Source organism: Flavipsychrobacter sp. (assembly GCA_041392855.1).
Classification (GTDB): domain Bacteria; phylum Bacteroidota; class Bacteroidia; order Chitinophagales; family Chitinophagaceae; genus UBA5543.
This window is the reverse complement of the sequence record JAWKLD010000001.1, coordinates 2,114,015-2,135,301: the sequence shown is the minus strand read 5'-3', so window position 1 is coordinate 2,135,301 and position 21,287 is coordinate 2,114,015. Positions and strand designations below refer to the sequence as shown.

Genomic DNA, 21,287 nt, shown 5'->3' with positions numbered 1-21,287 from the left:
TAACCCTTGTTTGACTCAGTTGGGGGCTGTGTAAGCAGTCCTCAACATTCAAACAGATTGTTAACTACAAAATTTTTACAAAGTGAAAAATATAGCAAAAGCATTAGGCGTAAAGCAAACCTCTACAGAGGAGGAGTTGGTACAAGCCATTGAAGGGTTGCTTGGTAAATCTGCCAATCAAGAGCAGCAAATAAGTGAGCAGCATTTACTATTGGCTGATAAGGATAAGGAAATAGCTGAGCAAGAGCAAGCTCTTGAAAAGTCTGCTGCTGATTTGAAAGAAGCAAAAGAGGCTACCGATGAGAAAGGTGTGGCGCTCGTTGCTGCTAATGCAAAGATAGAGGAGCTGAGTGCAGAGGTGCAACGCTTGAGTGAGCTGTCAGGCAAAAAGAAGATTGATAAACTGCCACAAAGTGAATTGAAAAAAGTGGCTAATCACATTATGAGCACCCACAAAATAAAAGAGGTGTTTGTTGTATGTGATGGTACACCATTCTCTAATAAAAATGATGCTGCACATTATGCCACTAACAACAAGCTGCTAGTGCATGATTTCAAGGCATCGTAACAACTAGCAACTAACAACAATCAATGAAACAACTATCCTACATATGGCTACTGTGCAGCTTGCTAATAATGGGTTCTTGCAACATATTCAGGAATACCACTAAGGACAAAACGCGCGATAGCTATAAAGATAAAACTGAGACCAGTTTAAAGGATAAGTCTGTCATTGAGTTGGAAACAGAAATTGATACTACGCTGCGTATTGCCCCTAACCAGTCCACGCTTATAACAAGCATCGAGCAGCTACTACTAAAACCCATGCAGTATGTAGAGCAAAACGGGCTAGGCGTTAGGCTGCAATATGACAGTGCATCAGGTTCACTAAAGGCTGAGGCGTTCCAAAAGGAGCGTCTCATCCCAGTGAAGCAAAAACTAAAAATTCGTAAGGCAAACGATATTGAAGCCACTGAGGAGCGAAATATCAAAGCTGTGCATAAAGATGCTAACACAGAACATGAGAGCACAGTGGATGGTGATAAGGTGATACTGGTATCTGTGTTTATTGTTTGCGCTTTCATTTTCATATACAAATTTCTTAACCGTAAAAAACAACAATCGTGAACGAATTGAACGGTGTTACAGTTACCAAACAAGAGGGCGGTCTTAACAGGCTACAAAAGAACACGGACAATGTACGTGGTCTTGTGGTTAGTGGAGTTGCTGCTACTGGTTTGGCTCTTGACGTGTCTACTCCTTTGAATAGTATTGATGCTGCTAAAGCATTAGGTATTACCAAACAATACGACACAGATAATGCAGTGTTGGTGTATCATCACATACTGCGCTTTTTTCAAAAAAACCCATTCGGAAAGTTGTGGCTGCGTTTGGTGGCACAAACTGTCTCATTGGAGGATATGGTGGATAAAGATTTTGTTGGCTTATGTGCTGTTGAGAAACTAATGATTGACTCAGGTGGAGAAATCAAGCGTTTTGGCATAGTACGCAATCCTGCATCGGGCTATACGCCTACTATTACAGATGGGTTGGATAGTGATGTGTTGGCAGCCGTGCCAAAGGCAGAGGCGTTAACAGCAAAGCTGTTTGGCGACCATTATCCTACTGGTGTAATAATAGAGGGGCGTTCCTTCTCAGGCAATGCAGCCTCAGCAAAAGATTTGCGTACAATGCAAAGTCCTGGAGCATCTGTTTGCATAGGGGCTGATTTGGATGTGGCAGAGGATGCTGCCAACCCTCAAGCTGCTTATGCAGACATAGGCACGTTATTGGGCGTGAGCTCTGCTGCAAGAGTGCATGAGAATGTAGGTTGGGTTGAAAAGTTCAACATTCAGAGTGCAGCCGATGGTGCTTTTGTTCGTCCTGGTTATTCAGGCGGTTTGGCGTTATCTGCTATATCTGCTGCTGACCAAAAGACACTTAATGATAAGGGGTACATATTCCTAAGAACATTTGTTGGTTATCCTGGTGTATACTTTAACGATAGCCATACCTGTACTGACATAAGCAGTGATTATGCTTATACAGAGGATGTGGATGTATTACATAAGGCAGTACGTTCCGTATATGCTGCCTTAGTTCCCAAAACAAACAGCCCTGTAAAGGTAGATAGTGACGGAAAGCTGCATCCTTCTTTTATAGCCAATTTTACAGCCATTGCAGAGAATGCGCTTAACCAAATGCTAGTAAGTGAGGAGATAAGCGGTGTTGAGGTGTGGATTGACCCCGACCAAGACATCAACGCTACTGGCATTTTATTGGTGAGAATAAGGGTGCTTAAAAACGGTACTGCCCGTTGGATTGGGGTTAATATAGGGTTCACTGCTAAGATAGCAGCCTAAGCCTTAATAAGCCTTTAAATGGCTGCTAAACAACAATAATACTTTAACTATTAAAAACATTTTATCATGCTGATAAACGGAATGGAATACGATTGGAGCACTGTTAACGTCATGTTGCTAAACAGGATAGTTGAGGGTATCTCTGCTGTTGACTATGATGACAATGTAGATAAAGTCACGCATAAAGGCAGAGGGAAGTTTGGGGTCAGTCGTGGGCGTGGCAACTATGAGGCAAGTGGTTCAATTACACTTTCTATGAAAGAAGTTGTTGCAATACAAAGGGCTCTACCCAAAGGAAGGCGTATGCAAGATATTGCCCCCTTTCCAATTATTATTTCCTATTTGCCTGATGATGGCAGCAATGTCATTGTGACTGACCGAATGAATGATTGTGAGTTTACTAATGTGTCTCGAAAAACAAAAGTTGGAGATACTCAATTTGAATCAGAGTTTGTTTTGGAGGTTGGCTCAATTGATTGGGATATATAAGCCCCTATTGCCCCTAACTATAACTATTCATTAATTACTATTTAATAACTATTAAAAAAATACAAACAATGGCACAACAAAAGAAAACGCCACAAGAAAATAATGGAGATGAGGGTGCAAGCACTCCTACACCTACACCTACGCCTACGCCTACGCCAAGATTGCGTACTGGCGAATTGTCAAAAGATGAAGAGGCGCAACTGAAAGCACAACACCCTGGCAAAAAAATACATCGTGTATTTGCAAAGGTTACTGATGCCGATACAGCATTGGTGTATTGTGTAGAGCCAGACCGAAACACGCAATCACTAGCCCTGAGCCGTAGGGCTGCAAAGCTACCATTGGAAGCGGGTGAGGCTATTTTGGATAACTGCATGGTGGCAGGTGATATGGTACGTGCTAAAACGGTTGACAAAGTGCGCGTTGCCCTTTCCTTAGAGGCGGTTAATATCCTTGATTTTTTGGAGACAGGAACAGAGGAGGTGTAATACCTATCTCTCAAAGAGATGGCGTTGACAACCTTAGGAAATGGAACGCTTTACTAAGCTACTATTTCAAAATACCATACCCTGAGGACTTAGACGATGAGACTTATTGGGAGAAGGTGGAGCAGCTAAAATGGGTACGTGCGTTTGAAAAAGAACAAACTGACCCTAAACGTAAACGATTTAAAAAAAATAGAAAATAATGCCTGAGTATGTATTTGACATCAATCAAGCCATTGAGGATGCCTTTGGCATAGCAGGTATTAGAACTTTCAACCCGCCGTCTCCTCTGTTCGGCGGGTTTGTTTATCAGGTTACAGGTGTTCCCGTACATCTTGATAGTAAATCGAGCGCACAAAGTTTACTTAATACTCCTATAGTGATGCCTGTAGCGTTTGAGGAGACTAAGTGGGATAGCTTGGATAGAGATGGTAAGCGTGTGACTAATATAGTGCCCGAAATGGTTATGCCTCCTGCTACTATCATAGACTTTAGGCAAGCCAATATCATACAAAGAGACCACCCCTCAGGCATGAATGGTAGGCTAAAGCAATTTTTAGGTGAGGATGATTGGGATATTAAAATAAGAGGGGTAATGGTCAATGAAGCAGACCCATACAACCCTCCTGAGCAATTCATCAGGCAGCTAAGGGCATTAAAGGCATCACGGGCTAGTATAAGAATTATAAACGAGATGTGCAGATGGTTGGAGATATACGACATTGCTATACATGATGTGGAGTTTCCAGGCATTGAAGGTTTTCCAGGTGTGCAGCCATTTGTAATAGATTGTTGGAGTGAGCCAACATATGAAGTGAAGTATAAAAACGGTTTTTAATGGAGTTCTACACTATAACATCTGAGGAGGGGCAAACCATATACGACATAGCTATGCAAGAGTATGCAGACTATGTAGGTGTATATGTGTTAATGAAAGATAATGCCGTGATAACAGACCTCAACCACAACCTGGCACCAGGCACTAAGCTTTTGATAAGACAGTCGCCTGATGTGAATGATAAGGAGCTTATGGAGCACTTTAGAGCAAACAAAATAAAAGTAAACTCACGCGCTGATGCTTAACCCTTGTTGCGATATAAGAATACAAAATAATGCAGGTAAGATACTGTACTTTGACGTGGTGCAAGATTTGGAAATAATCCGCACCTGGAGAGAGCTTACTAGTACTGCCTCGTTTTTTCTGCCTCGCAACATCAAAGGCTTAAAAGGTGAGCGAATTGATGAGCTCATACAGCCTGGCAATAAAGTGGTTATTAAGTTAGGTTTTAACTTAGAGTTTGCTGAGGAGTTTACTGGTGAGATAGTGAATATAGGCAGTACTAACCCTGCCTTTGTTTATTGTGAGGATGGTATGCGACAACTAAAGCGTGGACAAAAAACAGTTGCCTACAGCAATGCAAAGCTGTCTAAGCTGATAAAAGATATTGTGCCCCCTGGCATTCCTACTGATGTTATTGATGCCTCTATTGGTGATGTGCGTTTTAGCAAAAAAACACCTGCCATGATATTGCATGAGCTCAGAACTAAGTACGGTATATATAGCTATTTCAGAGGTAGTATGTTGTGTGTTGGTTTTGCTTACCCTCTAGCATGGGCAGGAGATAAAAACTACCTGGCTAAGTTCCACTTTCAAAAAAGCATACTAGACAACAACTTGGAGTTTAAAAGTGTAGATGAGGTAAATGTAAAAATTCGTGTGTCTAGCTTGTTGGCTGATAATAAAGTGGTGTTTGTAGAGGTTGGAGACCCTGATGGAGAGCAACGCAATTTGCACTTCTACAACATATCTGATAAGGCAGAGCTCAGGAGGCGCGGAGAGGCAGAGTTGGCAAGGTTGAAATATGCAGGCTATAGGGGCGCTTTTAAGTCTTTAGGTTTTCCGTATGTAGAGCATGGCTATACTGTACAGTTAGAAGATTATGAATACCCTGAGCGCACAGGAAAATACTTTGCTGATAAAGTAACGGTGCTTTATGGTAACGGCTATTATAGAATTACAGAACTAGGAGCAAAAGCAGATTGATATGGGGGCAGGAGATACAATAATGAGAATGGCAGATATGCTGCGTGATGTGCAAACAACAGTTTGCAAAGTGACTAGAGTGGATAGTAAAAAGCTTACGTGTGATTGTGAGCCCTTAAACGGTGATGCCCCATTCATGGGTGTACGTTTAAGAGCTGCGATAACTGGCAGTACAAAAGGAGCTATTCACATTCCTAAAAAGGATAGCGAGGTAATTGTGGGCATGATAGGAGACAATGCTGCTGCTGCGTATGTATGCTCTTATAGCGATATAGAGGAGGTGTGGTTGGAGATAGATAAGGGTAAGTATATAAAGATGAAAGGCAGTGCTATAGAGATAAATGGCGATAAATACAGCTTGATAAAAGATGATGAGCTCAAAGCAGAGTTGAAAAAGTATACCAGTATCATCCAAGCAATAATGATGACAATAAACGGTATGCCTATCACTCAGCCTGCCAATGCTCCCTCAGCACTACAGGCTGCACTAAAGTTGGCAATAGCAGGCAAGCAGTTACCAACATTTCAAAACATACTAAACGAGGAGGTAAAGCATGGCTAAAGACTTAGAGTTGAAAGATGGCACGCTGACTGTTCGCAACGGTGATTTTGTGGTCTCTGATAGTGAACTGGTACATATTGAGCATATACTAAAAAGCAGCAAAGGTGATTGGAAAAATGCCCCTCTTTTGGGTGTGGGCATTAGTAGATGGGTGAATGGAAACAATCAAGGGCTGTCTTTAGAAAAACTTGCAACAGAGATAGAGTTGCAATTGATATTAGACGGCTATAAGCCATTGCAAGTGCAGGTGAATAGCCTTAGCGATATACGAATAAATGCAGAAAGAATAAACCAACAATAATCATGGCAAGAGAGCTTGTAGATATAGAGCAGGAAATGCTCAACGAGAAGGCAACACACTCAGAGTTGGATGTATTAGACACACCTAGTGGTACAGGTATTTGGAGAAAGTTGATAAGTGTGGTTGCAAAAGGTATTCGTAGCATGGAGGAGCTATGGGATGCCTTTAAGGCTGACCTAATAGAAATAGGTGAGCAGCAAAAGTACGGAACAGTGCCCTACTATAGAGGTAAGGCACTAGCATATGGTGGCGGTGCAATAGTGAGTAGAGTATCAGTAAGAGAAGGGCGAAAGGTAGTAATTGTAAAGACGGCTAAAAATGGAGGCAGTGGTACAATTGTGCACTTAACAGATGCAGAGTTGGAAGGGTTGCGCAACGAGTTCAAAACAGATAGCAAAGTGGCAGGTACTGACTTAATAGTGCTGAGCCAAACGGCTGACCTGTGCGACTTTAAAATATCAGTGCGCTTTACTGGAGACCAAGCAACAGTAGAGACGGCTGTGCAAACAGCACTTAAAGACTATTTAAGCACTCTTTACGATGTAGAACTATCTAAAACATTAGTGGAGCAGGAACTGCTAAAGGTAGACGGTGTGGAGGATGTGTTTATCACAGAGCTTAAAGTAAATAGAGGGTTAGGCTATGTACTTATTACTAACAATAGTGTAGATGCAGATGCAGGATATTTTGCTGTAGGGCAAAGCGGTGGCAATGATTTAATCACCTTATCAATGTACCAATAATGAATTATACACAAATAGATATAGAGAAGAAAATAAGACGGGTATTGCCTGCTGTGTTGCGCATACCTTTTATTATAAAATTCCTGATAACGTTGCTAAAGCCTGTAAGTACGTTGTGGGGTTCTTTTCTCACATTTCGCACCAACTTATTGTCTACTCTTGATGTAAATATTACAGTTGGCAGTATACAGGCAAAGCTAAGAACTTTATACCCTGAGGTTGGCGGTTTTAAAGTCTACATCAAAACTACCTATGATGACAAAGAGAGAACATTTGACACTAATTTATCAGAGCATCACCTGTCTGAGTATGAATATTTTTTAGATGAAACTGCGCCTAAAACTTACGATTACTTTTTGAATGAGTTTGAGCAAGAGTATGACTATATCGCATATGTTCCTGAGGCGTACACTGCTAAAGAGCAGGATATAAGAAGTTTCTTAAACAGGTATAGAGCAGCAGGTATGCTATTTAATATTGTATTTAAAAACCTTACATAATGCACAAAATAAATCTATTTACAGGAGGCAAACAGAGGAGTGTAAACGACTTTGATTATTTACAAAAACAGGCTGTTGATATTGCCACAGCTTTGGGGCTGAGCTATTCGGATGACCCAACAACTAACACTCATTTTGTGTTGAGTGGTGTGGAGTTCTCTGTTTCAGGCTCTATAGTTAATTGGACTGAGGGTTGGCTCTTCACAGGTGATGAGGTGTGCCATGTTGCAGCAGGCGGTGCAGATGGTGATGATTTTATTGCAGGTGTTTATGCTCGAATAGTTGAGACAGCCCATGCGGATAATCCTGTATCACATGGAGACGGCAACAGCCATGATGTTCATGTAAACAGAACGATATACCTTTTTACGCTTAATACAATCAGTTCCAATTTACCAGTTGGAACAGTACAAGCTGGAGATTTTGCATTTGATGGTGTAAACCTAAAACGAGCAGAGGAGCTGTACATGAACAAGCTATCAGCAGCAAGTGTAACTAATGAGGAGACTATTGCTATTAGTCATTCTAGATTTACGGGCAATTTGTACCTGGTCAAAAACTTGCTCACCAATATGGTGCATATGAGAGGCACGTTGACAGTAAACGGTGCAACGTCTTTAACAGAGCCCGCAATAGTATTACAGGTGGCAAGCTCATTAGGGGCAAGCGGAGCATATACGCCTGCACGTAGACACTCTTTTAATTGTTTGCTACGTTACCATGCGGGTTATGTAGCACCATTTAACAATGCAATGGGGCTGCTAAAAAACATTTATGCAGAGGTGGATGCCTCAGGCAGCTTTAACATTGCACCTATTAAAACAGCCTCAGCAACTAGCTACAACATTGAGATTAGCACCTCTTATTATTTAGGATAAACCATTTTGTGATGAGTATTGTAGGACTACCTCCATATATAACCAAAAAGCCCGATGCCTCAAATTATGAGCGTTTTTTGGCAAATGTTGCCAATGATGGAGGTATTGTGGAAACAGCATTGGCAATGTATCACCAATTGCCTGATGATGTGTTGGACGCTAATATATTGCTTGTGCCTGGTGCGTACAAATCTGATACATTGTATTGTTTCCAAAAGTTTTCGCCGTACTACAAAGCCACGTTATCCAGACCAGGTACAGCAACACGTGTTAATGCTTTGGGGCAAGTAGTATTGACACAGCCCAACGTGCCACGTATAGAGTATGACCTAGCCAACAATAAGTCTTATTTGTTGCTCGAGCGACAGTCTACCAATTTAGTTGAGAATACTGTTGCCTTTGATAATTTAAACATTGGGCAAGCTAATAGAGAGGTGGTAGCTACCTCTGCTCCATATGCTGATGCTACTGTGCTAAAATTCACACGCTCTTTTGGAGGCGCTGCTTATGCCTACATTAGAGACACCGGGCATGGTGTTGGCTATCGTACCATATCTCTCATGGTTAAAAAAATAGATGGAGATAGTAACAAGGTAGGTCTCTATGCCATTGTGCTAGGCACTAGGCAATCAGATAGTGCTAATGTATTTATTGGCATTGATTTGAATTTCAATTTTGATACTAAAGAGATAACAGCAGTATATGGTGGCGGTCAGTTTGATGTGCTACGCAATGAGGAGGTAGGCTATCAGGAGTTGACAGATGGTTGGTATAGGCTGCATCTTACGTTTGAAATTTACAATATGTCTTATATCGGACAGATATATGCAGGCACTGGCTCTTACTCTACTAATCAGCCTGTTGGTACATCTGTCTTGGTAAGTTGTTTCCAGTTTGAAATTGGCAGACTTACGAGCTACAAGCCTACATATGGTATCCAAGTCACACAGCCTGCTGATGAGCTCCTATTTACAGCCTTGCAGGCACAGGGGGCGTTTGCTGACAATAAGGGCACTTTGTTTATGAGTGCTGTATTGTCTCCCGATTACGATGTGCATTTGGATGATGGCAATGATGATATATTTCGCATATCAAAAGCAGGTATGTCTATAGTGGGTATGTTTGAGGAGATATTACCAGTGGCTACCAATGATAAGGCAGGTTATAAGTGGGAATATAACGAGAAAGGTGTGGTTGTGACAGCAGGAGCAGTAACGGAGGAGCTTAGTGAGAATACTGCACCAATGGTAGTAGAGCGCCTTAGAATACTACCTACTAATGACCGTGTTTGTGTGTTTCATATAGCACTGTATAACAGATTGGTAAAAAACAGTATACTACAAACGTTAACCACATGAAACTAGATTACTACATATGCACCGAGAGCATCGAGGCTCTGATTGCAGACCTAGCATTGGCAGGCTTTAACGTGGCTGACTATAAAGGGGGCTACTATCATGCTAATGGTATCATCATTGATGAGGTGGGTAAGCTCCCTAATGAGGTTAGGCTTATTGAGGCAAAAGATGAGGAGGAGCTCAGCACTAAGCTCCAGGCATTGACTGCTGAGAATAAGCCAATAAGCTATGATGCTAAGGGCAACATGGTAGAGGTGCTCAGCTATACTGAGGGAGTGCATTATAATATCAGGGCACTAGCAAAGCCTATAAATGGCGCACTGTTCCATAAAACAACTATATTGAGTCCTAACACCCCTAAGCGGGTGATAATGTAAGGACGGGCTTTAAATAGCCCTCAAACACTAATTAAGCACTGTTTAGGCAAGAGAAGTAAAAAGAGAGGGAGCAACAACAAGGGGCACAAAAAATCTATATTTTTGTTACATTTCGTCTTAAAAAGTTGTTACAAGTCGTTTTGCCGATTATACATTGTCAGACCATAACCCTATTATTGCTAATTTTAAAATTCTTGAACAGTCTAAAGGTTAAGCCGAAGACTAATTTTATAAATATGTCAGACTTATTTTTATACAACTCTTATACGAGACAAAAGGAGAAATTCGAATCCATAACACCAAACCATGTTGGTTTGTATGTTTGTGGTCCTACAGTTTCGGGGGAGTCTCATTTAGGTCATGCTCGTCCATATATCACTTTTGATGTAGTGTATCGATATCTTACCCATTTAGGTTATAAAGTAAGGTATGTAAGAAATATTACAGATGCTGGTCATTTTGAAGAAGAAGGTAGAGAAGCTGTAGATAAGGTTGCTCAGAAAGCACAAATTGAAAAAATGGAACCAATGGAGTTAGTGCATAAATACACTAATTTATTCCATTATGGTATGCGTCTGTTCAATAATATAGACCCCAATATAGAGCCAACAGCTACAGGTCATGTTATTGAACAAATAAACATGATAGAAGATATAATTCGTAAAGGGTATGCTTACGAGCAAAATGGTTCAGTGTATTTTGACGTAAAGAAATATGCTGAAGCGTATCCGTATGGCAAGTTGTCAGGAAGAAAAATTGACGAGTTGTTAGAAAATACTCGAGAGTTGGATGGGCAAGAAGAGAAGAGAAACAGCGTAGATTTTGCTTTGTGGAAAAAAGCACCACAAGAGCATATTATGAGATGGAAGAGTCCTTGGGGTGAAGGCTTCCCAGGTTGGCATATTGAGTGTTCTGCAATGAGTAGTAAATATCTTGGCGAAACATTTGATATACATGGTGGCGGTATGGATCTGCAGTTCCCTCATCATGAAAGTGAAATCGCACAATCTACCATAGCTCATGGGTGTGCTCCTGTTAAGTATTGGATGCATAATAACATGATCACCATAAATGGGAAGAAGATGGGGAAGAGTTATAATAATTTTATAACCTTATCTCAGATGTTTTCAGGAGACCATGAAGTGTTAGATCAGCCATATCACCCAATGGTTATTCGCTTTAATATTTTGCAAACACATTATCGTAGTACGCTTGATTTTTCCAATAGCGCATTACAAGCATCAGAAAAGGCATTGCGCCGTTTATGGGATGCTTATGAAGTATTGCAAAAACTAGAAGCTAATAAAGGTGATGCAACAGATAAAGAGCTCAATGAAAAAGTAGTCAATTGGTGTAATGAATGTGAAGACTTCATGAATGACGACTTTAATACTGCTAAAGTGCTTGCAAACTTGTTTGAGATGGCTCCCGTAATAAACGGTATAAAAGGAGGACAAGTAAAGAAAGATGCTTTGAGTAGTAGCACTTACACGCTATTGCTCGGAACGTTTAAGACGTATTTAGTAGATATACTAGGCTTACAACCGTTACAAAAGGAACAAAGCGACAAGCTGGATAAGGTGATGTCTTTATTGGTAGAGATAAGGGCAGATGCACGTAAGAGAAAAGATTTTGCGACATCTGATTTGATACGTGATAAGCTTGCAGAAAGTGGAGTTTTACTAAAGGATGAGAAGGATGGCAGTGTGTCCTATACAATTGAATAGTATCTTATGAAAAAAGTTTCTAGAATACTCCGTTACTTAAAAGGTTATAAGTCTCATATAACAGCATATTTTATTACCAGTTTATTAGCGGTATTATTCTCTTTAGCATCGTTTACGATGCTTGCACCAATATTGCAAGTGATATTTGGAGGCGATGAAAAAATAGTAAAAGGTGATGGCGGAATAAAAGGTTTTATAAACGACATCATGAGCGGCATTCTGGAGTCGGATGGTAAAATGGCAGCGCTGGCTTATGTATGTATCGCTGCAGTTGTTTTTACTCTATTGAAGAATGTATTCTTCTATCTATCTATGTACATCCTTAACCCATTGCGTAATTCTATTATTAGGCGTTTGAGGAATGATATGTTTACCAAAACATTGTCTTTGCCAATAGGCTTTTTTACTGAAGAGCGTAAAGGAGACTTGGTTTCAAGAATGACCAATGATATTAATGAGGTGGAATACTCTGTAGTAAGTGTGCTAGAGGTATTTATTAGAGAACCATTGACTATCATTTTCTTCTTGACAACTATGATAATGATCAGCCCTCAGTTAACTGTCTTCTTGTTTATTTTTCTGCCAATTGCAGGGCTTATTATAGGACGTATTAGTAAATCGTTAAAGAAGTCATCCACCCTTGCGCAAGAGCAGGTTAGTGAAATGGTAGGTGTTATTGACGAGACTGTTGCAGGTATGCGTGTTGTAAAAGCTTTCAATGCTGAGAAGCATCAGCTAAGTCGTTTTGCTAAGTTGAATAACCTATTGTTTCGTACACGTAATAAAATTGCAGCGCGTAGGGAATTAGCGTCTCCAATGTCTGAAACGATGGGGGTATTAGTGGTTTGTATTATTTTATGGTATGGCGGGCGATTAGTATTAAGTAATACATCTGGTTTTGAAGGGGAGTGGTTTTTAAACTATATAGCATTGTTTACCCAAATAATAAACCCTTTTAAAAACCTTTCTTCAGCATTCTACAATGTGCGTAAAGGTACAGCTGCTATTGAACGTATAGAACATTTATTAGACGCAGAAAATAGCATTAAAGAAATTGGTAGCCCTAAGTCTGTTACTGAATTTAAAGAGGCAATAGAGTTTAAAAATGTTGACTTCTCTTACGGCGATAAGAAAATTCTGAGTGATATAAATTTCAAAGTAGGTAAAGGTAAAATGCTTGCGTTGGTGGGTGCTTCAGGTGCAGGTAAGTCTACTATTGCAGATCTAGTGCCTCGTTTTCATGATGTTCAAAAAGGTGCAGTTTTAATTGATGGTATAGATATAAAAGATTGCAAGTTGTTCGAGCTTCGCAAACTTATGGGTATTGTGGGGCAAGATCCTATATTGTTTAACGATACCATTTATAATAACATTACACTTGGTGCTGGACAAGTTACACAGGAGCAAGTTGAGGAAGCCGCTAGAATTGCAAATGCGCATAAGTTTATCATTCAAAAGGAGGATGGGTATAATACAATAGTAGGAGATAGAGGAGCTAAGCTTAGTGGAGGAGAACGTCAACGTATTACAATTGCACGTGCTGTTTTGAAGAACCCTCCTGTACTAATTTTGGATGAGGCTACTTCTTCATTAGATACCGAAAGTGAGCGTATAGTTCAAGAAGCAATCAATAGCTTAATGAAAAATAGAACAAGCATTGTTATAGCTCATAGATTGTCAACTGTTCAAAATGCAGATGAAATAATTGTGCTTGAAAAAGGTGAAATAAAAGAAAGAGGAACACATAGTGAATTATTAGCAAAAGAGGGTGTTTATAAAAAGTTGGTGGATATCCAACAGGTGAAATAGTTAAGGTATATTTGTAGCAAATAAGTTTTATGAAGAAAATTCTTGTAACTGGCGGTTGTGGTTATATAGGAGGTCACACTATTGTAGACCTTATAGAGAATGGGTTTGAGGTAATATCCGTTGACGACTTGTCTCGAGGAGATATAAGAATGAATAAGGGTATAGAGCAGATTGTTGGCAAGCCAGTAAAGAATTATAAAGTAAACCTTTGTAATATGGAAGATACAGAGGCCATATTTATAGAAAATCCTGATATAGTTGGTATTATTCATTTTGCAGCATTTAAATCTGTGCCTGAATCGGTAGAACATCCATTACGTTATTTTAGAAATAATATAAATTCTCTGGTAAACGTTTTGCATTGTGCACACACTTACGATGTGAATCATTTTGTGTTTTCCTCTTCATGTTCTGTATATGGTAATCCTGATAAGCTGCCAGTAGATGAAAAAGCTAACCTAATAGAGCCAGAATCCCCGTATGCGAGAACAAAGCAAATGGGAGAGGCTATCTGTAGAGATTTTGCCAGGATAAAACTAGATTTTAACGTAACGCTTTTACGTTATTTTAACCCAGTTGGTGCTCACCCTTCAGGATTAATAGGGGAACTTCAGGAAAAACCCGAGAACCTTGTACCTGTGATTACACAAACGGCAATAGGTAAAAGACCTGAAATGCATGTGTTTGGTTCAGATTATGATACGCGAGATGGTTCTTGTGTAAGGGATTATATACATGTGATGGATATAGCTAATGCACATACCAAAGCATTACAATATACATTAGAAGAAAAAAATGAAAATCGTTGCGAGGTCTTTAATCTTGGTTCTGGAAACGGTGTGACGGTCTTAGAGCTCATTAATGCTTTTGAAAAAGTTTCAGGTGAAAAGCTTAACTATGAAATGGGACCACGAAGGGAAGGTGATGTAGTAGCTGTATATGCTGATAATTGTAAGGCGAGAGCTTTACTAGATTGGGAAATTAAGTACAGCCTAGAGCAAATGATGGAGACTGCTTGGAACTGGGAACAGAAATTGAAAAAAGAAGCGACAAAAGCTAAATTAAACTAGTAAAATCTACTATCCCAGATCTATTTCAGTATTATCTCCAATATTAAGGCTCTGGCTCAGTCCGCGTATATAGGCATCACTACCTATTATTGAAGAGTGAAGAACTACTTCGTCTAGCTCGGCATATGATCCAATAATTGTGTTTTTAATTATTGAAGACTTGATAGTGGTGTTGTCGCCAATTGAAACATTCGGCCCAATTATAGAATGAGTAATATTGCACCCGTCAGCAATGCTAACAGGAGGGATTATTACATTTGTATCACGAGTATAAGAGGTCTGAGCTTCTTGTTTTTCTTCGCTAAGTTCTTTGAGTAGAATGGCGTTAGTTGATAGTAAAGTTTCTTTCTTTCCACAATCAAACCAATTGTTTACTCTAAAGGCCTTAAGTGTTACGCCATTATCGATCATTTTTTGCAAAGCGTTAGTAAGGTGATATTCTCCTTCTTCGTCAGCTCTGCTACTAAGGTGTGCGCTAATAGCTTCGTAGAGTTCTTTAGTTTCTTTTATGAAGTATATCCCAACCATAGCCATGTTCGACTTAGGTATTAAGGGCTTTTCAACCACTTTTAAAACCTTGTTGTCATCGTCCAGTTCAGCTACGCCAAAGCTTCTCGGATCATCAACTTTTCGTACTCCTATTTGAGATGTATTACTATTGATGACCTCTTTAACAGAATAATCACAGATAGTATCGCCTAAAACAATAATTACTTCATCATTGTTAACAGCTTCTTTTGTAAGCCATATTGCATGCCCTGTTCCTAATCTATCTGTTTGATTAACAAAAGTGTGTTTTAAATCAGGATAGTTTTTTGCAATATAACGTTGTATTTTTTCTCCTAGGTAGCCAATTACAAATATAAATTCGTCAACACCTGCATTTTGAAGTTGGTCAATTATTACACCAAGTATTGTTTTCCCTGCTATTGGTATCAATGCTTTGGGTTGTGTATACGTTAGTGGTCTTAATTTAGTTCCTGCTCCTGCTACTGGTATAATGGCTTTCACAATAAATGTCTTTTATGTTTGAGCGTATAAAGTATAATATGACTTTACGCTTTTCAAAGCGAATGTACTATAAAAGGACTATTCTGAATAGTCAATATTATGTTATCAATAATAGCTTATATGTGGCTATTAATAAAGGGTTTGTAAAAAGCTTTGAAGCTTTGTGTTAATGGTGCTGCTGTTTTGTAACGGGTTAGCAGTATATAAACTATTAATATTGGCGTAAAGAAGTTGTTGTTGTTTTAGTTTTTGTTGTAGTTGTGTTTTTTGAGGCTCGACGGCATTATTCAATTTCAGTTGTGTTTCATTCATAAACTCTTCTAATAATACCTTTATGTCATTATAAGAATTACTCACCGCTCTAAGGCTATTTCTAGATGCATGTGCAGCAAACTCATCAGTTTTTGAGCGTAATAATACTTTTGGATCAAGTCTGTTATTACCATTAGATTGAGCAAGGCTCAATGTAGGGGCAAGCAGACAAATGCAAATAGATAAAAATAAGGCTCTCATTATACACAGTTTTTATAAAAATACTAAAATCATATAAGAAAACTATTCATATTCAGACACCTCAGCTTCTGTACCGTACATCTGGGATTGATATTTTAAAGACGGTGACTTAATAAGAGTACCTAGACCTAGGGTCTCCCATTTCTCATCAACAGAAGTTATCGTTGCAGGGTCTGCAGCGATAATATTAGGCCATGGTCTATCAAAATTGTCATGTTTTTTAGTCTTTATAGTACCATCGAGCCCTAAGATATTGTTCTTTAAGCCCCCATAAAAATGGTCTCTTCTTGGGTCAAGGTTATTGCAGAATCTCCACAAAAAGTCTGCTATGTCATCTGTATCGACAGTATGTTCTACGTAAAGTAGCATTTTGAAGTTTTGTAACTCTTCTTTCTGAGTGAGTGCACTATGGAGAGCTTGAATATGACCAACTCTATCCTTTTTGACAGATATAAAAAGGACAGGTAAGTTCAGTGTTCTGGCTAAGTGGTCATTAATGCCATATATCTCTTTATACTCGTCTTTTAGCTTTTCGACAGAAAGGTCTTTATTTATTGTAAAATCTTTTTGCGGCTCTGTTATTTCTTCTTCCCACTTCTTAGTTCCATCAATACACATCTTTCCTCCAAATCCTAATTTGCTACAGCTATGGTCAAGGACATCCATAGGGCCTTGACTGAAGTATACATCTGTAGCTGCATTCAAGTTTTTGAATATATATTGTGTTAAGTCCCTGTAGTTATTAATGTCAATATCCCCATCAGCAAGTACTAATATTTTATTGAACATCATTTGCCCTGCTCCCCACATAGCATTCATCACTTTCTGTCCTTGCCCAGCATATTCTTTGTCAATGGATGTTATCACAAGATTATGAAATACGCCTTCTACAGGCATATTCATATCTTTTATTTCGGGTACCATTGTCATTTTTATAGGTGCCAGAAATATTCGTTCTGTAGCTTTGCCTAGCCATGCATCCTCTTGAGGCGGTATCCCTACTATTGTCGCTGGGTACACCGCATTTTTTTTATGTGTGATTGCTGTGACGTGAAAGCGAGGATACCAGTCTGGTAATGAGTAATACCCTGTGTGGTCTCCAAAAGGCCCTTCCCATATTAGTTCTTCTTCAGGGTCTACATAACCTTCAATAATAAAATCAGCATCAGCGGGCACTTCAATTTCAGGTTGTGTGATGCATTTTACTAATTCTACTTTTTTCTTTCTTAAGAAACCCGCCAGCATATACTCATCCACATTTTCAGGTAGAGGTGCTGTTGCGGAATAGGTATATGCAGGATCCCCTCCAATAGCTACAGCAACCGGCATTCGTTCGCCTCTTTTTTTGTACTCATTAAAATGTTTGGCAGATACTTTGTGTTTATGCCAGTGTAAAGCTGTCATATCTTTTTCAAAGATCTGCATGCGATACATACCTATGTTTCTGATGTTAGTATTAGGGTCTTTAGTATGTATTGCAGGTAGGGTTACAAAGCGACCTCCATCTTTTGGCCAACATTTAAGTATAGGTATCTTCGACAGGTCGGGTTCGTCCATTATTACCTCTTGACAAGCGCCGCGCCCTTTAATCACTTTTGGCATCCAAGAAGCAAACTTACCAAGTTGAGGTAGCATAGCCAGCTTTTCCAGTAATCCGTTTTTAGGAGCAGAAAGCTGTTTGAATAATTCTTCAATATCATTGGCTACATCATCCAAGCTGTCTACACCCAGTGCTATACACATTCTTTTATAACTTCCCATGGAGTTGATCAACAAAGGGAAATCAGTACCTGTATTTTCAAAAAGTAAGGCTTTATTTCGGTCTGGAGTCTTTGATACCCGATCTGTTATTTCTGCTATTTCAAGAACAGGGTCAACAAAGGTCTTGATTCTTATTAATTCTCCTGCCGCATCTAATTGTTCAATAAATGAGCTTAAAGATTTATATGCCATAGCTGATTGTTATTTGTAGTTATCTTGTAGTTTGCACTACAGTTGCTGTAAAATTACAACTGCTTTAGAAATTTGCGATATATTATATTTTTAACTGGGTATAGGTTGAGACGCATATTTATTGGCCAAATGTGTTTGGTCGTTTTCATGGTTGCTTCCATGTCATGTAATAATAAAGGAGTAGCTGACAAAGAAAAGCAGATGTTGGATTTAGTAGATTCCTCACTTAGGTATTTGAAAAGTGGAGATGTTATGTTAAGGTCAGGAAACAGTTTTACAAGCATGTTGTTAGCAAATTTCAATACCAAGAATAAAACCTATTCTCATACGGGGATATTGATAATAGAAGAAGGGACTCCTTATGTTTATCATGCAATTGGAGGTGAAGATAATCCTGATGCCATATTGAGGAAGGAGCATCTGTATTTCTGGTGCAATCCATCGTTTAATAGTGGGTTTGCCGCAGTTAGGTATGACTTAGATAGTAATGAGGTTAGAGGTGTTATCTCCAAAGTAAGGTCGTACTACTATAATAAAGTGAAGTTTGATATGGATTTTGATCTAGAAACTGACAATAGCCTTTACTGTACAGAAATGATATACAAAGCTATAGGGGAGGCGACGGGCAATGTAAACTGGCTGATTCCCTCTAAAGCAGCTAATAAAAGCTATATTGCTGTAGATGACCTATTCCTTCATCCAGCAGCTAAGTTCATTTGTAAGGTTAGCTTTAAATAATAACTTTGTTACAAGTTTAAAACGACATGAAAAACGCCATACTAAAATCATTATTGGTAATAACCACTTTCATTTTTTCTTCATGCAACAAAGGGGAGCCTCAAGTGGTAGCAGAGAAGTTTCTGACTAATTTTTATCAGATGAATTATGCTGAGGCAAAAACTGTTGCTACTGATAAAGCCAAGGATATATTGGTTATTGTGGAGAAAATATCAAATAATTTGCAAGACTCTACTGATGTAGACTATAAAAATATAAAGGTAGATATCGTTAAAGTAGAAGAAGAAAAGGATAAAGCAGTTGTAACGTACACCTTGTCTAATGACCCAACAGAAAGACATTTAAATATGGTAAAAGAAAATGGTGAGTGGTTGGCGAATTTGACTAAAGAGGATAACATGCAGGAAATTCAGGAAGAAATTGACGGTCCTATAGAAGAATAGTGAATGCATGATCATTAATATTATTGTTTAAAAAGGCTGCTAGTATAGTAGCCTTTCTTTATTATTTTTAAGTATGGCACTCAATTATATCTGGATTGCATTTTTTTTAGTAGGGTTTATAGTTGCAATAGTCAAGTCGCTCTTTTTGGGTGAGAGTGGTTTGATGAATGATATGATGAATGGTATGTTTGATAGCGCAAAGACAGGTTTTGAAATATCTATCGGACTTACAGGTATAATGACTTTATGGCTAGGTCTGATGAAGGTAGGGGAGAAGGCAGGTGTTATCAGTATTTTTTCAAAAGGAGTAACACCTTTCTTTAAAACATTGTTCCCGGGAGTACCCAAAGGGCATAAAGCACAGGGAAGTATAATGATGAACTTTTCAGCCAATATGCTTGGGCTTGATAATGCTGCTACTCCATTAGGTTTAAAAGCAATGGAAAACTTACAGGAGTTGAATTCTGAAAAAGAAAAAGCTAGCAATGCACAGATCATGTTTTTGGTGCTTAATACGGCAGGGGTAACACTAATACCTACATCCGTTATAGCGATAAGGCAAGCTGTAGCGTTGGAGCAAGGAGTTGCTAATTTTAATGCTGCAGATATATTTTTACCTACGCTTATTGTAACATTTATATCCTTTGTGGCGGGTATGATAGCTGTAGCTATAGTGCAAAAAATAAACTTGTTCAAGCTGCCTGTATTGCTATTTGTTGGAGGTTTTGGAGGGATAATAGCTTTGTTGTATTATACTTTGTCAAAGATGCCACCTGAACAGATGAGCTCAACAATTGGCTTGATAGGCAGTAGCGTTATTATGCTCATTGTAGTGTTGTTTATAGTTGCAGGTGCGCTAAAAAAGCAGAATGTATATGATAACTTTATTGATGGGGCAAAGGAAGGCTTCACGGTTGCTATTCGTATCATCCCTTATTTGATAGCCATGTTGATCGCTATTAGTGTGTTTCGAACTTCTGGTTGTATGCAGTATATGGTAGATGCTATAGGAGCTACTGTTGCTTTTTGCGGTTTGCCAACACATTTTGTAGCAGACTTGCCCATGGCATTAATGAAGCCTTTAAGTGGTAGCGGCGCTCGTGGTATGATGGTTGATGTAATGAATACTTATGGTGTTGCTTCTTTTCAGGGCAAACTAGCCGCTATATTACAAGGGTCTACAGAAACAACATTTTATGTATTAGCTGTCTATTTTGGTAGTGTAGGAGTTAAAAACCCCCGTTATGCTTTGGTCTGTGGTTTAATCGCAGATTTGGTGAGTGTTATTGTTGCAATAATAGTTGCCTATGCTTTTTTTGCTGCAGATATACCTAGTTAGATATGTTATCTATAAATTGCTCTCTTTCGGGAGCATTGTAGTCATCCATCATCTGTAATAACTCGTCTATAGATTCACTTACCATCAACATTTTTCTTACCCATTCATTCAAGAAGCCCTCATGTACCATCATCATCATTAATACTTTTAGGCTATCATAGTATCCGTTAATGTTAAGTACGCCCATGGGTTTGTTATGCATGCCTAACTGTCCCCAAGTCAAAGTCTCAAAAAGCTCCTCCATTGTTCCCCAACCACCAGGTAAGGTCATCATGGCATCGCAATTCTCATACATCTTTAGTTTGCGCTGATGCATGGTGTCAACTGTAATAAGCTCTGTTAGTCCTTCGTGTACTACTTCTTTAGTTTTTAAGAAATGAGGTATTACGCCTATTACCTTACCGCCAGCATTTAATACACCATCAGCAACAGCTCCCATGACCCCTATTTTGGCACCGCCATATACAAGCTGTATTTCGCGCTCTGCAAGTATGCCACCAAGTCTATACGCTTCGTCACGATAAACATCAATATACCCGTCTTTAGAACCGCAAAATACAGCTATGCTTTTCATTAGTATTTAT

General features: G+C 39.1%; 25 protein-coding genes. 21 read left to right on the top strand and 4 right to left on the bottom strand.

The genetic code is table 11. The features are described 5' to 3' along the window. Positions 1 to 82 precede the first annotated feature (82 nt). The 18 genes from R2800_09860 to galE all read left to right on the top strand — a co-directional run bounded on the left by R2800_09860 (position 83) and on the right by galE (position 14,706). Complete coding sequence (locus tag R2800_09860; GenBank protein ID MEZ5017345.1) at positions 83 to 568, top strand: hypothetical protein; 486 nt, start codon at positions 83 to 85, stop codon at positions 566 to 568. Positions 569 to 591: 23 nt separating this feature from the next. Further along, a complete protein-coding gene (locus R2800_09855) occupies positions 592 to 1,128 on the top strand; it encodes a hypothetical protein (protein ID MEZ5017344.1) in 537 nt (178 codons plus the stop codon). Next, positions 1,125 to 2,363: a DUF2586 family protein gene (locus tag R2800_09850; GenBank protein MEZ5017343.1), complete on the top strand. Its 1,239-nt coding sequence runs from the start codon at positions 1,125 to 1,127 to the stop codon at positions 2,361 to 2,363. Before R2800_09855 ends, R2800_09850 begins: the two co-directional genes overlap by 4 nt. A 66-nt stretch (positions 2,364 to 2,429) precedes the next feature. Further along, positions 2,430 to 2,852, top strand: coding sequence for a hypothetical protein (locus tag R2800_09845; protein ID MEZ5017342.1), 423 nt, complete (start codon positions 2,430 to 2,432; stop codon positions 2,850 to 2,852). A 68-nt stretch (positions 2,853 to 2,920) separates the two neighbouring features. Continuing rightward, a complete protein-coding gene (locus R2800_09840) occupies positions 2,921 to 3,340 on the top strand; it encodes a hypothetical protein (GenBank protein ID MEZ5017341.1) in 420 nt (139 codons plus the stop codon). A 199-nt stretch (positions 3,341 to 3,539) separates the two neighbouring features. Beyond that, positions 3,540 to 4,175 carry a DUF6046 domain-containing protein gene (locus tag R2800_09835; GenBank protein MEZ5017340.1) on the top strand — a complete coding sequence of 212 codons (636 nt, stop codon included), beginning with the start codon at positions 3,540 to 3,542 and terminating at the stop codon, positions 4,173 to 4,175. Further along, complete coding sequence (locus tag R2800_09830) at positions 4,175 to 4,420, top strand: hypothetical protein (GenBank protein ID MEZ5017339.1); 246 nt, start codon at positions 4,175 to 4,177, stop codon at positions 4,418 to 4,420. Before R2800_09835 ends, R2800_09830 begins: the two co-directional genes overlap by 1 nt. Continuing rightward, positions 4,413 to 5,381 (top strand): hypothetical protein, encoded by a 969-nt coding sequence (locus R2800_09825; protein ID MEZ5017338.1) that lies wholly within the window; start codon positions 4,413 to 4,415, stop codon positions 5,379 to 5,381. The genes R2800_09830 and R2800_09825 overlap by 8 nt, the downstream gene beginning before the upstream one ends. Before the next feature lies 1 nt (position 5,382). After that, entirely contained in the window at positions 5,383 to 5,943 is a 561-nt protein-coding gene (locus R2800_09820; GenBank protein ID MEZ5017337.1) for a hypothetical protein, read from the top strand. Next, the gene (locus R2800_09815; GenBank protein MEZ5017336.1) at positions 5,936 to 6,244 is read left to right on the top strand and encodes a hypothetical protein; all 309 of its coding nucleotides are present in this window, start codon (positions 5,936 to 5,938) and stop codon (positions 6,242 to 6,244) included. Before R2800_09820 ends, R2800_09815 begins: the two co-directional genes overlap by 8 nt. 2 nt (positions 6,245 to 6,246) lie before the next feature. Then, positions 6,247 to 6,987, top strand: coding sequence for a hypothetical protein (locus R2800_09810; GenBank protein MEZ5017335.1), 741 nt, complete (start codon positions 6,247 to 6,249; stop codon positions 6,985 to 6,987). Further along, positions 6,987 to 7,487: a hypothetical protein gene (locus tag R2800_09805; GenBank protein MEZ5017334.1), complete on the top strand. Its 501-nt coding sequence runs from the start codon at positions 6,987 to 6,989 to the stop codon at positions 7,485 to 7,487. Before R2800_09810 ends, R2800_09805 begins: the two co-directional genes overlap by 1 nt. Next, positions 7,487 to 8,365, top strand: a complete 879-nt coding sequence (locus tag R2800_09800; GenBank protein ID MEZ5017333.1) for a hypothetical protein — start codon at positions 7,487 to 7,489, stop codon at positions 8,363 to 8,365. The genes R2800_09805 and R2800_09800 overlap by 1 nt, the downstream gene beginning before the upstream one ends. A gap of 11 nt (positions 8,366 to 8,376) precedes the next feature. Beyond that, the gene (locus R2800_09795; protein ID MEZ5017332.1) at positions 8,377 to 9,723 is read left to right on the top strand and encodes a hypothetical protein; all 1,347 of its coding nucleotides are present in this window, start codon (positions 8,377 to 8,379) and stop codon (positions 9,721 to 9,723) included. Beyond that, complete coding sequence (locus R2800_09790) at positions 9,720 to 10,100, top strand: hypothetical protein (GenBank protein MEZ5017331.1); 381 nt, start codon at positions 9,720 to 9,722, stop codon at positions 10,098 to 10,100. The genes R2800_09795 and R2800_09790 overlap by 4 nt, the downstream gene beginning before the upstream one ends. Positions 10,101 to 10,336: 236 nt before the next feature. After that, positions 10,337 to 11,827, top strand: a complete 1,491-nt coding sequence (cysS, locus tag R2800_09785) for a cysteine--tRNA ligase (protein ID MEZ5017330.1) — start codon at positions 10,337 to 10,339, stop codon at positions 11,825 to 11,827. Between the two features lie 6 nt (positions 11,828 to 11,833). Beyond that, positions 11,834 to 13,636 (top strand): ABC transporter ATP-binding protein, encoded by a 1,803-nt coding sequence (locus R2800_09780; GenBank protein ID MEZ5017329.1) that lies wholly within the window; start codon positions 11,834 to 11,836, stop codon positions 13,634 to 13,636. Between the two features lie 29 nt (positions 13,637 to 13,665). Continuing rightward, complete coding sequence (gene galE, locus R2800_09775) at positions 13,666 to 14,706, top strand: UDP-glucose 4-epimerase GalE (GenBank protein ID MEZ5017328.1); 1,041 nt, start codon at positions 13,666 to 13,668, stop codon at positions 14,704 to 14,706. 9 nt (positions 14,707 to 14,715) lie between these two features. Here the strand turns inward: galE and R2800_09770 are convergent, their stop codons facing one another. The 3 genes from R2800_09770 to R2800_09760 all read right to left on the bottom strand — a co-directional run bounded on the left by R2800_09770 (position 14,716) and on the right by R2800_09760 (position 18,183). Beyond that, positions 14,716 to 15,717, bottom strand: coding sequence for a sugar phosphate nucleotidyltransferase (locus R2800_09770; protein MEZ5017327.1), 1,002 nt, complete (start codon positions 15,715 to 15,717; stop codon positions 14,716 to 14,718). 129 nt (positions 15,718 to 15,846) lie between these two features. Next, positions 15,847 to 16,230 (bottom strand): hypothetical protein, encoded by a 384-nt coding sequence (locus R2800_09765; protein ID MEZ5017326.1) that lies wholly within the window; start codon positions 16,228 to 16,230, stop codon positions 15,847 to 15,849. 42 nt (positions 16,231 to 16,272) lie between these two features. Then, the gene (locus tag R2800_09760; GenBank protein MEZ5017325.1) at positions 16,273 to 18,183 is read right to left on the bottom strand and encodes a menaquinone biosynthesis decarboxylase; all 1,911 of its coding nucleotides are present in this window, start codon (positions 18,181 to 18,183) and stop codon (positions 16,273 to 16,275) included. A gap of 105 nt (positions 18,184 to 18,288) precedes the next feature. Here R2800_09760 and R2800_09755 point away from each other — a divergent pair, with 105 nt between their 5' ends. The 3 genes from R2800_09755 (at position 18,289) to R2800_09745 (ending at position 20,703) form a co-directional block, all read left to right on the top strand. Further along, positions 18,289 to 18,921: a hypothetical protein gene (locus R2800_09755; protein MEZ5017324.1), complete on the top strand. Its 633-nt coding sequence runs from the start codon at positions 18,289 to 18,291 to the stop codon at positions 18,919 to 18,921. A gap of 26 nt (positions 18,922 to 18,947) precedes the next feature. Then, positions 18,948 to 19,364 (top strand): DUF4878 domain-containing protein, encoded by a 417-nt coding sequence (locus tag R2800_09750; GenBank protein ID MEZ5017323.1) that lies wholly within the window; start codon positions 18,948 to 18,950, stop codon positions 19,362 to 19,364. A gap of 73 nt (positions 19,365 to 19,437) precedes the next feature. Further along, positions 19,438 to 20,703 (top strand): nucleoside recognition domain-containing protein, encoded by a 1,266-nt coding sequence (locus tag R2800_09745; GenBank protein MEZ5017322.1) that lies wholly within the window; start codon positions 19,438 to 19,440, stop codon positions 20,701 to 20,703. Here the strand turns inward: R2800_09745 and R2800_09740 are convergent. Then, complete coding sequence (locus R2800_09740) at positions 20,696 to 21,277, bottom strand: TIGR00730 family Rossman fold protein (protein MEZ5017321.1); 582 nt, start codon at positions 21,275 to 21,277, stop codon at positions 20,696 to 20,698. The two genes, R2800_09745 and R2800_09740, sit on opposite strands and share 8 nt — an antisense overlap. Between the last annotated feature and the right edge of the window lie 10 nt (positions 21,278 to 21,287).

Bases quoted from the DNA above. Each gene is read 5' to 3' on its own strand.
- R2800_09825 (MEZ5017338.1), top strand. From the start codon at position 4,413: ATGCTTAACCCTTGTTGCGATATAAGAATACAAAATAATGCAGGTAAG.
- R2800_09800 (MEZ5017333.1), top strand. From the start codon at position 7,487: ATGCACAAAATAAATCTATTTACAGGAGGCAAACAGAGGAGTGTAAAC.
- R2800_09845 (MEZ5017342.1), top strand. From the start codon at position 2,430: ATGCTGATAAACGGAATGGAATACGATTGGAGCACTGTTAACGTCATG.
- cysS (MEZ5017330.1), top strand. From the start codon at position 10,337: ATGTCAGACTTATTTTTATACAACTCTTATACGAGACAAAAGGAGAAA.
- R2800_09815 (MEZ5017336.1), top strand. From the start codon at position 5,936: ATGGCTAAAGACTTAGAGTTGAAAGATGGCACGCTGACTGTTCGCAAC.
- R2800_09750 (MEZ5017323.1), top strand. From the start codon at position 18,948: ATGAAAAACGCCATACTAAAATCATTATTGGTAATAACCACTTTCATT.
- R2800_09745 (MEZ5017322.1), top strand. From the start codon at position 19,438: ATGGCACTCAATTATATCTGGATTGCATTTTTTTTAGTAGGGTTTATA.
- R2800_09760 (MEZ5017325.1), bottom strand. From the start codon at position 18,183: ATGGCATATAAATCTTTAAGCTCATTTATTGAACAATTAGATGCGGCA.
- R2800_09835 (MEZ5017340.1), top strand. From the start codon at position 3,540: ATGCCTGAGTATGTATTTGACATCAATCAAGCCATTGAGGATGCCTTT.
- R2800_09795 (MEZ5017332.1), top strand. From the start codon at position 8,377: ATGAGTATTGTAGGACTACCTCCATATATAACCAAAAAGCCCGATGCC.
- R2800_09855 (MEZ5017344.1), top strand. From the start codon at position 592: ATGAAACAACTATCCTACATATGGCTACTGTGCAGCTTGCTAATAATG.
- R2800_09765 (MEZ5017326.1), bottom strand. From the start codon at position 16,230: ATGAGAGCCTTATTTTTATCTATTTGCATTTGTCTGCTTGCCCCTACA.
- R2800_09840 (MEZ5017341.1), top strand. From the start codon at position 2,921: ATGGCACAACAAAAGAAAACGCCACAAGAAAATAATGGAGATGAGGGT.
- R2800_09780 (MEZ5017329.1), top strand. From the start codon at position 11,834: ATGAAAAAAGTTTCTAGAATACTCCGTTACTTAAAAGGTTATAAGTCT.
- R2800_09820 (MEZ5017337.1), top strand. From the start codon at position 5,383: ATGGGGGCAGGAGATACAATAATGAGAATGGCAGATATGCTGCGTGAT.
- R2800_09790 (MEZ5017331.1), top strand. From the start codon at position 9,720: ATGAAACTAGATTACTACATATGCACCGAGAGCATCGAGGCTCTGATT.
- R2800_09830 (MEZ5017339.1), top strand. From the start codon at position 4,175: ATGGAGTTCTACACTATAACATCTGAGGAGGGGCAAACCATATACGAC.
- R2800_09805 (MEZ5017334.1), top strand. From the start codon at position 6,987: ATGAATTATACACAAATAGATATAGAGAAGAAAATAAGACGGGTATTG.
- R2800_09740 (MEZ5017321.1), bottom strand. From the start codon at position 21,277: ATGAAAAGCATAGCTGTATTTTGCGGTTCTAAAGACGGGTATATTGAT.
- galE (MEZ5017328.1), top strand. From the start codon at position 13,666: ATGAAGAAAATTCTTGTAACTGGCGGTTGTGGTTATATAGGAGGTCAC.
- R2800_09810 (MEZ5017335.1), top strand. From the start codon at position 6,247: ATGGCAAGAGAGCTTGTAGATATAGAGCAGGAAATGCTCAACGAGAAG.